The sequence below is a fragment of the Sorangium sp. So ce834 genome, from assembly GCF_051521425.1.
GTDB lineage: Bacteria > Myxococcota_A > Polyangia > Polyangiales > Polyangiaceae > Sorangium > Sorangium cellulosum_D.
Genome location: NZ_CP150351.1, coordinates 7366579 through 7381245, shown reverse-complemented (window position 1 = coordinate 7381245; position 14667 = coordinate 7366579). Strand labels below are relative to the sequence as shown.

Below are 14667 nucleotides of genomic sequence, written 5' to 3'. Positions count from 1 at the left end.
GGCGCGCGTTCACTCCTTGCCCTGGAGGTAGGCGAGGTAAGCGTCGTGGCTCGGCGGCCTTCCGAGGAAGCGGGCGACGAGATCACCTGCCTCGACGCCGCCCCCCTTGGCGAGCACCTCGTCGCGGAAGGCGCGCGCGACGGCCGGGTTGAGCAGGCCCTCCTGCTTGAAGCGGGTGAGCACGTCGCGCGAGAGCGACAGGGCCCACTGGTAGCCGTAATAGCCCGCGTCGTAGGTGATGAGGTGCCCGAAGCTCGACTGCAGGTGCGTCCCCTTCACGAAGACGAAGGACTCGTTCGCGCGCTGCGCCTGCTCCACGACCAGGGTCGTATCGAAGCCCGGCTCGCGGGTGTGGAGCTCCAGGTCGATCGACGCGAGGGTGAGCTGCCGCTGCGTCGCGAGCGCTCGGCCGAAGCTCCGCGCGCGGGTCATCGCCTGGAAGAGATCGTCCGGGATCCTCTCGCCGGTCGCGTGGTGCTTCGCGAACAGATCGAGCACCTCGCGGGACCACGCCCACTCCTCGAACATCTGGCTCGGCGCCTCGACGAAGTCGCGCACGGTCGCGGTCCCCGAGTAGGAGGCCAGCTCCGAGCGCGTGAGGAGGTGGTGCAGCACGTGCCCGAACTCGTGGAAGAACGTCACCACGTCCTCGTGGGACATGAGCGCCGGCTGCGCCCCCGGCTTCGGGAAGTTGCACTCCAGCGCCGCGACGGGGGTCTGCCACGATCCGTCGGCGAGCCGCTTCGCCGTCCGCACGGCGAACATCGCCGCGTGCTTGTACTTGTCGGGCCTGCTGTAGAGGTCGAGGTAGAACTTCCCGATCGTCGTGCCGTCGGAGCGCACCTCGTACGCGGTCACGTCGGGGTGCCAGGCGTTCGCGGGGACCTCCTTGTACTCGAGCCCGTACATCCGCGCCGTGATGTCCATGAGCCCCTGCTTCACCGCGCCGATCTCGAGGTAGGCCGACAGCGCCTGCGAGTCGAACTGGTACTTGGACGCGCGGACCCGATCTTCGAGGAAGTAGCGCTCGGAGGGCGGGAGCCTGTCGGTCGGCTTGCCGCCGAGCCGCGCGTGCTCCTTCATCAGCTCGGCGAACTCGGCCTTGGCGGGCTCCTTGAGCGCGGCCTTGACCTGGTCGAGGAAGGCGCGCACGGCGCCGCTCGTCTTGGCCATCCGCGGCTCGATGGCGTAGTCGGCCCAGCTCTTGTAGCCGAGCATCCTCGCCTTCTCGGAGCGGAGCGCGAGCAGGCGCTCGAGCAGCTTCACGTTCTTCTCGCCGCCGCGGTTGGTGAACAGGACGTAGAGGTCGAGCGCGGCCTTGCGGTCCTTCGCGTAGGTGACGAAGGGGAAGAAGTCGGGGTAGTCGGTGCTGATCTCGACCTTGCCGTTCTCCTTGGGCGGGTGCTTCGCCGCGTACTCCTTGGGCAGCCCCTGGAGCGAGGCGGGCGCGATCTCGATCGAGCCGGTCGACGCCGACAGGTTCGCCATGAACTCCTGTCCGATGCGGGTGATCTGCTCGTTCACGTCGCGGAGGCGCTGCTGCCGGTCGGGCGGCAGCGACAGCCCGTTGCGGCGGAAGTCGCGGAGCACGTCGGAGAGGAGCCGCGCACGCTCACCCTTCAGCGCCTCGCGCGCCTCGCCCGTCTGGGCGTACGCCTGGATGACGGCGGCGAGATCGGCGTCCAACCACATCGCGGTCGTGAACCTGTCGACCTTCGGCTCGCAGAGCCTTGCGGCCTCTCGCACGGCCGCGTCCGGGTGCGCGACCCCCATCAGGTACGGGAAGTCGCCCGCGCTGTTCACCTCGAGCACGGCGTCGTCGAACCGCCCGAGGGTCGCGGCGTAGGTGAGCTTCTCCGGCGGCGCGCCGCGGAGCGCCCTGATCGCGGCGAGGTGCTCCTCTGACGCGCGCAGGTGATCGTCGCAGAGCTGCTTCACCCCGCCCGCGGTGATCCCCTGCGGCACGGGGTCGAACTCGGCGCGCGGCGGCGCCTCCGGCGGCGGCGGCGTCGCCGGGCGCGCGGTCGTCGCCGGAGGGGCGGCGTCGCGGGGCCCGTCCGGCGGCGCGACCGCGCCGGCCCGAGGGCCGGCGCTGCAGGCGACGAGCAGGACGAGGGAGAGGAGCCCGGAGCGCGCGGGCGTGTGGCCGACCTTCATGTCGGTCCGGCTATACCACGAGGATTTCGGGGGAGCCGGGCCCTGGCGGCGTGAGCCCCGGGGAACGGGGGCTCACGCCGCGCGGTGCTTCGTGCCGTCAGTTGGCTGCCGGCGGCAGGTAGGCGAAGAGGCAGTTATAGCCTCGGCTCGTCACGTCGGCGGCCGGGGTGCCGGCCGACACCCGGACGAGCAGCCGGTTGCCTTCGGGGGCCTCCGGGATCGCTTTCGACTGGACGAACAGGTCTTCCGCTTCGGTCTCCGTGGCCGAGTAGGCGGCGCCGAGCTCGGTCCCGTCGCCGTTCAGCACCTCGGCGCGGAGCTCGCGGACCCCGGACCCATGGCGCTGCGCGCCGCAGATGACCGAGACCGTCCAGCCCTCTTCCACGTCGTCGAGCGGGAGCGCGTAGACGTCGACGTCCGGCGCCTCCTCGGTGCCAGCGATCTTCCCCTCGATGGCGTAGCTGACGCCGCCGGCGCGGTTGCTGAAGCCGACCAGGTCGCCTTCGGGCGTCGCCACGTCGCCGTTGGTCTCCTCCTCGGCTTCGAGCGGATCGGAGCTCGTCCGGCTGTGCAGCAGGATGTAGAAGTCGTTCTTCCCCACCTCGCCTGCGGGGCGCTTGACGAAGACGAAGTACTCTTGGTCGGCCTCCACCGGAACGGCGATATCGCCGCCCTTCGACGGGTCGACCTTCGCATAGGCGCTCGTGAGATCGGTCGCGTTGAAGATGGCGACCTCGCTGACGTCGACCGTCGAGCCGTTGCCCTCGGGCCCGCTCGGCCCGGAGAAGCTGAGCTGGGCGAGCACGGCGTTCTCGAGCTCGGGGGTCGCCGGCGGCGTGAACGAGTACACGTCGACGTCGGCCTCGTCCGCGAAGCTGCCGAACACGAACGTGGTGTAGTAATCCGACTCGTCCTGGGTCAGCTCATACGGCATCTCCACGGCCTGCTCGGCGTCGTCGTTGGGCTCCGTCTCCCCGACGAGGCTGTCGGTCTTGTCGGCCGCCAGATTGAGCGGGAGGAACTTCAGCGTGTAGTCGAAGCTGACGACCTCGGTCGGGTCGAAGCAGCCGTTCGGGAAGGCGGACTCCGGGAAGGCGGCGTTGCAGTCCTGGACGACGACGAAATACTCGCCGTCCGCGGGCAGGACCGTGAGCAGCTCGCTGTCGTTCGTGAAGCCGCCAGCGGGATCGTCGTTCTGCGCGATCTGGTTCCCGTCGGCGTCGAGCAGCGTGATGACCGTGTCGGGGTAGGTCGGATCGTTCTCGTCGTCGGCGGGCTTCGCGTCGGTGACGAGGTAGACCGGCAGGCCCTTGGTCCCGGTGAAGCTGTAGTAGTCCGCGTCCGCGTCGATCGGCTCGAGCGTCCCCTCTAGCCCGTTGTTCCCGGCGGGGAGCTCCTCTGCTTCCTCGATGCTGTCGTTCCCGTCGTCCACGGGGCCCGAGCCCGAGGAGGTGCTGGTGGCGATGCCGGTCGTGCTCGTCACGCTCGACGTCGTGGTGCTCCCGGCTCCCCCTTCGCCGCCGCCGCCGCCGCTGCCGTCGTCATCGCCACCGCAGCCCACGGCGGTCGCCGCCATCGTGCCAAGCACGAAAAACCCGAAAAAATACATCGACCTCATGGCACCTCCAAGAACGTTTGCGTACCACAGCAGCATTTTGTGTGGCTGCGTAGGAATAGTACACCTACACGGCTGCTCACCGCCTCCGCCATGGGAGCGCACGGTTTTGACGGTCCAAGATCTGGACTATCCGCGGCAGATGGTGGCTGGTCCACAGGGAGATCTTCAAGGCGCACGAAGCGAGCGGTGGAGCGCGGTGCCTGGAGGGAGATCGATCGGGCCTGATCTCTGAAGGAGCGATCTGTCCGCGCTTTATGCGCTCACCGTTGCGAGCCGAGCACGGCGGTCGCCGGTGAGCTCACCTCTCGAGCCACCGCGCCCGGGGGCGCGTTCCTCCGGGCTTCCCGGGCAGCATGGCCGCGCGTAGCCGCCCTGCTGCTCACCCCTCGCCGCCGGCGGCGCCGCGTGCTCCGATGGCTGGCGGAGCTTCCGCCATGCCCCGTCCCGCGCTCGCCGTTGCCCTGCTGCTCTTCGCCCTCACCCCTGGCTGCTCGAGCAGCGGCGGCGATCCCTGCGAGGTCGTCTGCGCCAAGAGCGCCGAGTGTCAGCCCGACGGCCCCGGCGAAGACATCTGCGTCGACCTCTGCCGCAGCGAGTCCGATCGCGTGTCCTACAGAACGGCCATCGAGCGCCAGGCCGAGTGCTACGAGGAGGAGGGCTGGTCCTGCGCCGACCTCGCGGCCGGCGCCTGCGACTACTCGCCGGAGGATTGATCGGCGAGGCCCGCGGCCTCGTCGGCGCGCGCCGCGCGCATCTTACTCCGCGGCCATGAACGGGTAGGCGACGGCGCGCGGCGGGGCGAACGTCTCCTTCACGACGCGCGGCGAGACCCACCGGAGCAGGTTGAACAGGCTGCCCGCCTTGTCGTTCGTGCCGGAGGCGCGACCGCCGCCGAACGGCTGCTGCCCGACGACGGCGCCCGTCGGCTTGTCGTTGACGTAGAAATTGCCCGCCGCGAAGCGGAGCGCGTCGCTCGCCGCCTCGATGAACGCGCGGTCCCGCGCGAACACGGCGCCCGTGAGGCCGTACGGCGACGTCTCGTCGCAGAGCGCGAGCGCCTTGTCCTCCTCGCCGTCGGGGTAGACCCAGACCGTCAGCACCGGGCCGAACAGCTCGTCGGTCATCAGGGGGTGGCGCGGATCCGTGGTCTCGATCAGCGTCGGCTCCACGAACCAGCCGTCGCTCCCGTCGTGCGCGCGCGCGCCGCCGCCGCACACGAGTGAGCACGCCGCGTCCGCCTTCGCCTCGGCGATGCGCCCGGTGAGCCGGGCGTGAGCGCGCCCGTCGATCACCGCGCCCATGAAGTTGCGGAAGTCGGCGACGTCCCCCATGCGGATCGCCTGGATGTGGCCCGCGAGCCGGTCCTTGAGGGCCGGCCAGAGCGAGCGGGGGATGTACGCGCGCGACGCGGCCGAGCACTTCTGCCCCTGGTACTCGTACGCCCCCCGGACGAGCGCCACGGCGAGCGCGTCGACGTCGGCGCTCGCGTGCGCGAACACGAAGTCCTTGCCGCCGGTCTCGCCCACGATGCGCGGGTAGCTGCGGTAGCGCCCGATGTTCTCCCCGATGCGGCGCCAGATCGACTGGAAGACCGCGGTCGATCCCGTGAAGTGGATGCCGGCGAAGTCCGGGTGATCGATGCAGGCGTTCGACACGAGCTCGGGCGGACCCATGACGAGGTTGACGACGCCGCGCGGCAGGCCCGCCTCGATGAGGAGCTCCATCACGAAGTGCGCGGCGTAGAGCGCGTTCGCCGACGGCTTCCAGACCACGGTGTTGCCCATCAGCGCCGGGGCCGCGCACAGGTTGCCCGCGATCGCGGTGAAGTTGAACGGCGTCGCCGCGAAGACGAAGCCCTCGAGCGGGCGAGGCTCGGCGAGGTTCCAGATGCCGGGCGCGCTCGCCGGCTGCTCCGCCGCGATCCGGTGGGCGAAGTGGACGTTGTAGCGGAAGAAGTCGATGAGCTCGCAGGCCGAGTCGATCTCCGCCTGGAACGCCGTCTTGCTCTGACCGAGCATGGTCGCCGCGTTCAGCACGGGGCGGTACCGGGTCGCGAGCAGCTCGGCCGCCTTGAGGAAGACGGCGGCGCGCTCTGTCCACGGCGTCCGCGACCACGCGCGGTGCGCTCGCTTGGCGGCCTCGATCGCGCGCGCGACGTGCTCGGCGCCGCCCTGGTGCGCGCGGGCGAGGAGGAGATCGCGCCGGTGCGGCGCGCGGACCTCGTCGAGCGCTCCGGTCCTGACCGCCTCGCCGTCGATGACCATCGGGATGTCGATCGTCTCCCGCGACCGGCGATCGAGCTCCGCCTTGAGGGCCGCGCGCTCGGGGCTGCCGGGGGCGTACGCGAGGACGGGCTCGTTCTGGGGGCTCGGTGGCGTGGCGATGGCGTCGATCATGACGCGAGTCTAGCGGCGGAGACGCGGGCGCGCAGCGCTCCGGCGCAGCCGATCGGGGCCTCGGCGTGAGCGGGATGGCCGCGCAGGACAGCGCTCGCCGCATTTCGCGGATGCCATGTTCAGGCGTCGCCCGCCTTGGGCGCCGCCCGCGCCGTCGCTACTCTCGAGCGATGCGCGAGCTCGTCACGCCGCCCGACGCGATCCTCGATCCGATCACGGGAGCGGCGCGCGTCGGGTCCTACCGGGGCGAGCTCCCGCGCGTCGACCTGAGCCCGCTCGCGCTGCGCGGGCTCGATCGCCTGCTCAAGCACAAGCGGTGGACCTACGTCGCGATCGCGTCCGACGAGGTCTTCATCGCCGTGGCGGTCGTGCACCTCGGTTACCTCGCGATCACGTTCGGCGTCGCCTTCGACAAGGCGGGCCGGCGGCTGCTCGTGGATCGCTCGATGTTCTGCCCTCCCTTCTCGGCGAGCGTGGGCGACGCGGGCGGCTCCGCGCGCGCGTGGCTGCCCCCCGCGCAGGTGCGGATCGAGCGCCCGCGCGGAGAGGCGAGGGGCGCGGTGGCCGCCGCGCTCCGCGGGCTCGAGCTGCAGGCGCGGCTCTCCACCCGCGCGGCCCCGCAGGCGCTCTCGGCGATCGCCGAGGCGCCAGGCGGCGTCCTGATCGCGACCGAGAAGCGGCTCCTCCTCGGCGTCGAAGGGGAGGCGTCGGTGCTCGGTCGCCGGATCTCGCTCGACGGCGCGCTCGCCAGCTACGACTACACGAGCGGCCTCCTTCCGCGCCGCACGACCTGGCGCTGGGCCCTCGCGCTGGGGCGCGCCGAGAGCGGCGAGCGCGTCGGCCTCAACGTGGGCGAGGGGTTCATCGGCGACGGCGAGTGCGCGATCTGGCTCGACGGCGAGCTGATCCCGCTCGCCGAGGGCCGGTTCACCTTCGACGCGGCGCGGCCGCTCGATCCGTGGCACGTCCGAACCGTGGACGGCGCCGTGGACCTCCGGTTCGTCCCCGGCGCGGCGCACTCGAACCACACGAACCTCGGCCTGGTCGCCTCGGAGTTCATGCAGCCGATCGGGCTCTACTCGGGCACGATCCGCCTCCCGGAGGGGCGGCACCTCGAGCTCCGGGACGTGCTCGGCGTGACGGAGGACCAGGACATCACCTGGTAGCTCCGGCGGCTCGCCCCGGTCAGCCGCCGCGGCGCTCGGCGATGAGCTTGTCGAGGTCGTCCTCGGTGATGAGCTTGGTACCGTACTTGCGCGCCTTCACCGCCTTGCTCGACGCGGACGCCACGTCGGCGAGGACGAGGTAGCTGAGCTCCTTCGTGACGCTGTTCAGCACTCGGCCGCCGTTCGACTCGACGAGGTGGGTGAGCTCGCCGCGGGAGCGCGTGGCCGCGCCGGTGAAGCAGAACGTGAGGCCGGCGAGCGGACCCTCGGCCTCGGGGGCGACCGGCTCGATGCCGGCGGCGAGCAGCCGCGCGATCTCGTCGCTGCGGGCGCGCAGCCCGCGGACGATGCTCGCGGCCTTGATGGCGCCGAGCCCCGGGATGCCGGCGAGCTCGTCCTCGCCGGCCGCGAGCAGCTTCTCGATCGTGGTGTACCCGGCGGACACGAGCAGCCGCGCGGTCTGGATCGCGAACCCCTCGATGCCGAGCGCGGCGAGGAAGATCGGCAGCGTGAGCGGCAGCCGGCTCTTCAGCTGGTCGAGGCACTTCGTGGCGCTCTTCTCGCCGCGACGGTCGAGCTCGGCGATGTCCTTGACCGTGAGCTTGTAGAGGTCGAGCGGCTCTCGCACGAGGCCCGCGGCCACCACCTGCTCGATCAGCTTGTCGCCCCACTCGAGCGCGCCGATGGCGTCGATCCAGTTGTGGATGCGCCCCTCGATGAGGGCTCGGCACGCGGCGTTCCGGCAGAGGAGGTACTCGCCCTCGACGACGAGCGGCGCGCTGCAGACCGGGCAGACCGACGGGGGGACCGCGGCGGGCCCGCGCTTCTCGACGACCTCCTCGACGTACGGGATCACGTCGTTGCGGCGCGAGACCAGCACCTCGTCGCCCACCCCGATGCCGAGGCTCCGCACGTTGGCCGCGTTGTGCAGCGACGCGCGCCGGACGTTGGCGCCGGCGAGCTCCACCGGCTCGACGATCGCCACCGGGGTGACGCGCCCGCTCGGCCCGGTGTCCCACTGGATCGCCACGACCGTCGTCACCTTCGCGGGCGACGCGAACTTGAAGGCGACGGCGCCGCGCGGCCGCCGGTTGACGTCGCCGAGCAGGCCCTGGAGGTGGAGCGAGTCCACGTACACGACGAGCCCATCGATCTCGTAGTCGAGGCCCGCGCGGAGCTCGCTCGAGTACCGCCGGTAGAGCTTCACGACGTCCTCGACGTTGCCGTGCGCGGTCTGCGGCGTCGCGAAGCCGAGCTCGCGCAGCCACGCGAAGCGCGCCCGGCACGTCGGGATCTCGAGGTGGTCGGCGACGTCGTAGAACAGCACCGTGCAGTGCTCCGCCCCCTGGCCGTCGAACCGCTTGGACGCGCCCGCGGCCATGTTGCGCGGGCTGGTGACGCCGGGGAAGTAGCGCTTCATGTCCGAGAGGCGGAGGATGATCTCGCCGCGCACGGACAGCCGTCCCCGCTCCCGGATCCGCGAGGGGACGCCCTTCATCCTCGCGACGTTCGCGGTGATCCGCTCGCCCCACTCGCCGTCGCCGCGGGTGATGGCGTCGACGAGCTTGCCGCCCTTGTAGATGACCTCGATGGAGATGCCGTCGAGCTTCTCCGCGACGAACAGGTCGTCCGCCACGCTCGCGCGGCCGGAGCTCGCCGGCTGCGCCGCGCCGTCGCCGTCGTGCGCGTCCTTCGCGAGGAGCTCGTCGCACCGGGCGACCCAGGCCCGGAGCTCGTCCTCGGAGACGACCTTGTTGAGCGAGCCCATCGGGATCTCGTGCCGCGCCTTCTCCCACTCCGTGATGAGGGAGGCGGAGCCGACGCGGGCGAGCACCGGGTGCGTGGGATCCAGGGCGCGGAGCTCGTCCTCGAGGGCGTCGAACGCGGCGTCCGAGATCTCCGGGTGCCCTGCGTAGTAGCTCGCCCTGTATTTCTCGATGCGCTCGGCGAGCTCATCGATCCTGGCCTTGTGCTTCGGATCCGTCGCGAGCCCGCCCTGCAGCGGGCTCTGCGCTCCGGCCTCGTCGTGGTGTGCCTGCGTCATCGCTTGCCTCGGCTCACTCGAGCTCCGCCTCGCCGGCGCGCCGGGCGGCGGCGAGCAGGTCCCCCATGCCCATCGCGAGCTCGGCCGGGAGCTCGTCGTCGCGGAACAACCGGACCTCGCGGATCTCGAGCGGGTTCTGGGGAGGGCGCGTGGGCGCGCCGATCCGGGCGGCGACGACGACCGTCACCGCGTGGAAACGGACGTCGCGATCGGGCCGCGAGTACACGCCCACGACGCGCCCCAGCTCGACCTCGGTGACGCCGGCCTCTTCGGCGAGCTCCCGCACGATGCTGTCGCGGAGCGTCTCGCCCCACTCCAGGGTCCCTCCTGGGAGCGCCCAGGTTCCGGTGTCGCTGCGGCGGATGAGCAGCCACCGGCCGTCGGCGGTCTGCGCGGCGGCGGCGATCCCGACGACGGGCCGCCGGAGCAACGCTCGCGCGACCTCCTTGGCCAGGGCGAGCACGGAGCGCGGCATCAACGAAAGGGGTGCGATTTCCATGAGAATTTTTGCGACGTGTCAGCAAAGCATAGAAGCGATCGGCGGCTACCGGGAGAGGGTTCCGTGCGACCTCGGCCGATCCCCCGGACGGCCGTGAGCCACGCGGCTCGGCTCGGCCCCGGGTGAGGGGCAGGCTACGCTCGCACCATCATGTCGTTCGTGGAGAGGGCGCTGCGCGCTCCTGTCGGATCGTACGGCCTCGTTGTCCGCTGTGGCGCGGCGGCGTGGGGCGCCGCGCTCGCGCTCGCGCTCGCGTCGCTTCCGAGCTGTACCGAAGAGCGGCTCCCCCCGCCGCGCCCTCCTGCCGGCGAGTCGATCGGCGCGGGCGCAGCGGGCGGCGCGCCGCCGGATGCGGGCGTCGACGAGGGACCTCGGCCGTCGAACCTCTGCGAGTGCGTCGCTGCGTACGGCGGCGAGGCCGGGCCATGCGGCGATTGCTTCAACGAGCATGCCTCGCGCGGCGCGCGCTGCGAGGCGCAGCTCTCGGCGTGCGACGCCGAGCCCGGTTGCAGGCCGATCAGCGTGTGCCTCAAGGGCTGCGGTCACGACAAGGCCTGCCAGGCGGCGTGCGTGTTCCCGGACGACGCAGGCGCCGCGCACCAGGCATTCCAGCAGGTGCTCGCCTGCGTGTGCGACGCGTGCGCCGCGATGTGCGCCTACTACGATGCGCCGCTCGAGTGCGCCGAGCCCGGCGCCGGGAGCGGTGGCACCGGTGGAGCTGCTGGCGCCGGTGGAGCTGCTGGCGCCGGTGGAGCTGCGGGCGCCGGCGGAGCTGCTGGCGCCGGTGGAGCTGCAGGTGCCGGCGGAGCTGCGGGCGCCGGCGGGGAAGCGGGCGGTAGCAGAGCTGCGGGCGCCGGCGGGGGAGCGCGCACGTTCGGAGGACGAGGAATCCGGTGAGCTCCGCGCCCTCGCTCGCGCGCCGTCCGCTCTGGCGTCTCGTGCGGTAGGCTTGCCGGATGCAGAAACCGGTGATCTGGGCGGCCCTTCAGCTCTCCAGCCAGGAGAACGTGAGCGACAACCTGGCGCGGATCGAGGCGCGCATCGCGGAGGCGGCGAGCCACGGCGCGACGACGGTCGTGCTGCCCGAGAACTTCGCGTACATGGGCAACGAGGAGGGAAAGCGCCACATCGCGGAGGACCTCGACGCCGGCGGCGGTCCCATCGCGCGTCGCCTCGCCGACGCGGCGCGGTCCGCTCGGGTGACCCTCGTGGCCGGCGGCTTCCCCGAGCGCGCGCCCGACGCGGCGAGGCCTTACAACACCTGCGCGGTCTTCGGACCCGACGGCCGGCTCACCGCTCGCTACCGGAAGATTCACCTCTTCGACGTCGAGATCGCCGACGGCACGAAGTACCGCGAGTCGGCGTCGACGACCGCCGGCGATGCCCCCGTCGTCACCGAGATCGACGGCGTGAAGGTCGGGTTGTCGATCTGCTACGACGTCCGGTTCCCGGAGCTCTACCGCGCGCTCTCGTCGGCGGGCGCCGAGGCCATCGTCGTCCCCGCGGCGTTCACGCTGCTCACGGGCAAGGACCACTGGCTGGTCCTGCTCCGCGCGCGGGCCATCGAGGCTCAGGCGTACGTCGTGGCCGCAGCGCAGTGGGGCAAGCACCCCGGCGCGCGGGCGACGTTCGGAAAGTCGTGCGTGATCGATCCGTGGGGTGAGGTGATCGCTCAGGCGTCCGAGGGGGAGGGGATCGCGATGGCGATGCTCGATCCCGCCTATCTCGAGCGCGTCAGGGCGAATCTCCCGTCGCTCAAGCACAGGCGACTCTGATCGCGATGTCATGGGGGTAAGCACTTTGTCTCGCGCCGGGGCGTGGTGGTTCCGGCGCTTCGCGTGGCCGACGTCTTGCGTCCGTTCACTCGGCCGAGGCGTCGCTCTCCACCTCGCCGGCCGGGGGCAGCGCGCCGCCGCGCTTCGACAGGAGGGCCCGGAGCTCCGCCGGTCGGCGAAAACCGATGCGGCGGGCGACCTCCCCCTCGGTGTGCCCCTCCCGTAAAAGCGTGCGGGCGCGCTCCGCGCGCACCTCGTCGTAGTAGACGTGGGGCGATAGCCCGAAGGCGGCGCGGAAGAGCCGCGCGAAGTGAAACTCGGACAGATCGAGATCCAGTGCGACCTCGTAGGAACGGATCCTCTGGCCACCTTCGGCGGCGCTGCGGATGCGGTCACGGCCGAGCAGGAGGCGCTCCGAGGTGCTGCGCGGGAGCGGGGCTCCCGAGCGCGGCGGCGGGGTGGAGCGCGAGGCGGCGATGGCCGCGGCGCGCTCGCGCAGCGGGGGCGCGCTGTAGCTCGGCGCCGCGGCGCCGGACGTTGGGAGCGCGGCCGACGCGCCGCTCTGGGCTGTGATGGGCGAGGCCGAGACCGACAGGGAGCGTGCGGCCGGCGTGCTGTGGGACGAGGAGGGTGCGATCGGAGTCGAGATGGGAAGCGCAATCGTCACGAGTACCTCTCCAGCGGTGTAAGGGCGACGTGCCGCGGTCATCGCGGCCATCGGCGCGACGTATTGCAACCGGTAGGCCGCAAGCGGACGCAACGCTGCTGGGTTGGGTGAATCGGCGCTCCACAGCGCAAAACGCCGCGTTTGCTCGTCAACCTGCGCGCGATGTCATGGGGGGTGTGGCCCACCGTTCACGTGGCACAGACGCCGGAGACCACCCGTGCCTGGCACAACGTGCCTGTGCGGCGCACGCCGCACGCACGCACGCCGCGGCGGTCGCACGCATCGCGACATCGTCGCGGCGATCTCGTGTCTGTCAGAAGATGAATGCGAGCGCGGGCTCCTGCATCCAATGAGGTTCGCGCCCGCGCGCGGAGTCGCCGCGACCTCTGGGGCCAGGGGTCGACGTCACACGTCGATCTCGGCGTTCGGCGCGCGCTCCATGATGAAGCGGAAGCGCGCCTGCGCGTCCTTGCCCATCAGCTCGTTCAGGATGCGATCGGTCTCGATCTCTCCCTCGATCATGACGCGGAGCGCGCGCCGGCGGCGGATGTCGAGCGTCGTCGCCTTGAGGTCCTCCGCGGGCATCTCGCCGAGTCCCTTGAAGCGAGAAATATCCGCCTTGGCTGTCTTGGAGAGCTTCGCGAGGACCCGGTCGCGCTCTGCGTCGTCGAGGGCCCAGTACGTCTCCTTGCCCACGTCGATCCTGTAGAGCGGCGGCTGCGCGAGGAACACGTGCCCGCCGCGGAGCAGGCCGGGCAGGTGCCGGTAGAAGAACGTCAGCAGCAGCGTCGCGATGTGCTGGCCGTCGCTGTCGGCGTCCATCAGCAGAAAAATCCTGCCGTAACGCAACTTGGACGCGTCGAAGTCCTTGCCGAACCCGCAGCCCAGCGCGCTCACGATGTCCTGGAGCTCCTTGTTGCCGAGCACCTTCGAGGTGGAGGCCTGCTCCGCGTTGAGCACCTTGCCGCGCAGCGGGAGGATCGCCTGAGTCCGGCGATCCCGACCCTGCTTCGCGGAGCCGCCTGCGCTGTCGCCCTCGACGATGAAGAGCTCGCTCTCGCTGGGATCGGTCGAGGCGCAGTCGGCGAGCTTGCCCGGCAGGTTGAGCCGATGCGACACCGGCGTCTTGCGCAGGACCTGCTGGGTCGCCTCGCGCCGCGCCTCCCTGGCGCGCGCCGCCAGGATCGCCCGGGCCACGATCGACTCGCCGGCCGTGCCGTTGTGGAGCAGCCACTGCTCGAGCGCGGGCCGGACCATGCCCTCGACCGCCGGGCCTGCCTCGGGGTTGTTGAGCCGATCCTTCGTCTGCCCCTGGAACTGAGGCTCCTGGATGTAGATGGACAGGACGCCCACGATCCCCTCGCGGATGTCGTCGGCCGTCAGCGTCACGCCCTTCGGCTGGATCTTCTTCGCGTCCATGAAGGCGCGGACCGCCTTCACGATCGCGGTGCTGAAGCCGGACTCGTGCGCGCCGCCCGCGTGCGTGGGGATGCCGTTGACGTACGACTTCACGTAGTCGTCGGTCGACTCCGTCCACTGGAGCGCGGCCTCCAGCCGGATCTCGCCCTCGCGCGCGACGTAGAAGATGGACGGGTGCGTCACCGCCTTGCCGCGCTGGGCGACCAGCTTCGGCAGGAAGTCCGCGATGCCGTTCGGGTGAAGGAGCTCGAGCGACTCGCCGGACGAGAGATCGCGGAACGCGATCGCGAGCCCTCCGTGGAGGTACGCCTTGGCCTCCAGGCGCTCGCGGATGGTCTCGGGATCGAACCGCCGACCCTGCCCGAAGATCTCCGGATCCGGCCGGAAATGGACGCTCGTGCCGTGCTTGCGGGTGGGCGCGCCCTTCTTGAGCTTGCTGATCGGCGCGCCGCGCGAGAACGTCTGCTGGTGCTCGAAGCCGTCGCGCAGCACCCGGATCTCGACGAGCTCCGACAGCGCGTTGACGACGCTCGAGCCGACGCCGTGGAGGCCGCCCGAGACCTTGTAGTTGTCGCTCCCGAACTTCCCGCCCGCGTGCAGCGTGCAGAGGATGAGCTCGAGCGCGGGGCGCTTGTACCGGGGGTGCACGTCGACGGGCATGCCGCGGCCGTCGTCGGTCACGGTCACGCCCTGGAGATCGGCGTCGAGCGTCACCTCGATCCGCTTCGCGTGCCCGTTGATCGCCTCGTCGACGGCGTTGTCGACGATCTCCCAGAGCAGGTGGTGGTAGCCCCTGACGTCGGTGCCGCCGATGTACATGGCGGGGCGCTTGCGGACGGGCTCCAGCCCCTCGAGCACCTCGATGTCAGCGGCCGTGTAACGCGCGCCGGACGCGGCGCGGACGGGGGGATTCGTGGCGGCCATGG

11 protein-coding genes are annotated in these 14667 nt (G+C 71.3%); 4 read left to right on the top strand and 7 right to left on the bottom strand.

Annotation, left to right across the window (positions count from 1 at the left end; genetic code table 11):
* Positions 1-9 precede the first annotated feature (9 nt).
* Together WMF20_RS26460 and WMF20_RS26455 are read right to left on the bottom strand one after the other, a co-directional pair.
* A complete protein-coding gene (locus tag WMF20_RS26460; protein ID WP_437604724.1) occupies positions 10-2157 on the bottom strand; it encodes a M3 family metallopeptidase in 2148 nt (715 codons plus the stop codon).
* Positions 2158-2254: 97 nt separating this feature from the next.
* A complete protein-coding gene (locus WMF20_RS26455) occupies positions 2255-3775 on the bottom strand; it encodes a PPC domain-containing protein (protein ID WP_437604723.1) in 1521 nt (506 codons plus the stop codon).
* 434 nt (positions 3776-4209) lie between these two features.
* Here WMF20_RS26455 and WMF20_RS26450 point away from each other — a divergent pair, with 434 nt between their 5' ends.
* Positions 4210-4488, top strand: a complete 279-nt coding sequence (locus WMF20_RS26450; RefSeq protein ID WP_237244135.1) for a hypothetical protein — start codon at positions 4210-4212, stop codon at positions 4486-4488.
* Positions 4489-4530: 42 nt separating this feature from the next.
* Here WMF20_RS26450 and pruA read toward each other — a convergent pair whose 3' ends face one another.
* Positions 4531-6171 (bottom strand): L-glutamate gamma-semialdehyde dehydrogenase, encoded by a 1641-nt coding sequence (gene pruA, locus WMF20_RS26445; protein ID WP_437604722.1) that lies wholly within the window; start codon positions 6169-6171, stop codon positions 4531-4533.
* Between the two features lie 170 nt (positions 6172-6341).
* Between pruA and WMF20_RS26440 the strand changes: the two genes are divergently transcribed.
* The gene (locus WMF20_RS26440; protein WP_437604721.1) at positions 6342-7337 is read left to right on the top strand and encodes a DUF2804 domain-containing protein; all 996 of its coding nucleotides are present in this window, start codon (positions 6342-6344) and stop codon (positions 7335-7337) included.
* Positions 7338-7356: 19 nt separating this feature from the next.
* Here the strand turns inward: WMF20_RS26440 and ligA are convergent, their stop codons facing one another.
* Entirely contained in the window at positions 7357-9381 is a 2025-nt protein-coding gene (gene ligA, locus WMF20_RS26435; protein WP_437604720.1) for an NAD-dependent DNA ligase LigA, read from the bottom strand.
* 13 nt (positions 9382-9394) lie between these two features.
* The gene (locus WMF20_RS26430; RefSeq protein WP_129577022.1) at positions 9395-9880 is read right to left on the bottom strand and encodes an NUDIX hydrolase; all 486 of its coding nucleotides are present in this window, start codon (positions 9878-9880) and stop codon (positions 9395-9397) included.
* Between the two features lie 150 nt (positions 9881-10030).
* On the opposite strand from WMF20_RS26430, the gene WMF20_RS26425 reads away from it, so the two are divergent.
* Together WMF20_RS26425 and WMF20_RS26420 are read left to right on the top strand one after the other, a co-directional pair.
* On the top strand, positions 10031-10777 hold the full coding sequence (locus tag WMF20_RS26425) for a hypothetical protein (protein ID WP_437604719.1): 747 nt from the start codon (positions 10031-10033) through the stop codon (positions 10775-10777).
* Between the two features lie 59 nt (positions 10778-10836).
* The gene (locus WMF20_RS26420; RefSeq protein WP_437604718.1) at positions 10837-11655 is read left to right on the top strand and encodes a carbon-nitrogen hydrolase family protein; all 819 of its coding nucleotides are present in this window, start codon (positions 10837-10839) and stop codon (positions 11653-11655) included.
* An 85-nt stretch (positions 11656-11740) separates the two neighbouring features.
* Here WMF20_RS26420 and WMF20_RS26415 read toward each other — a convergent pair whose 3' ends face one another.
* Both WMF20_RS26415 and WMF20_RS26410 read right to left on the bottom strand, forming a co-directional pair.
* Positions 11741-12373 (bottom strand): helix-turn-helix domain-containing protein, encoded by a 633-nt coding sequence (locus WMF20_RS26415; protein ID WP_437604717.1) that lies wholly within the window; start codon positions 12371-12373, stop codon positions 11741-11743.
* 354 nt (positions 12374-12727) lie between these two features.
* Positions 12728-14665 (bottom strand): DNA gyrase/topoisomerase IV subunit B, encoded by a 1938-nt coding sequence (locus WMF20_RS26410; protein WP_437604716.1) that lies wholly within the window; start codon positions 14663-14665, stop codon positions 12728-12730.
* Between the last annotated feature and the right edge of the window lie 2 nt (positions 14666-14667).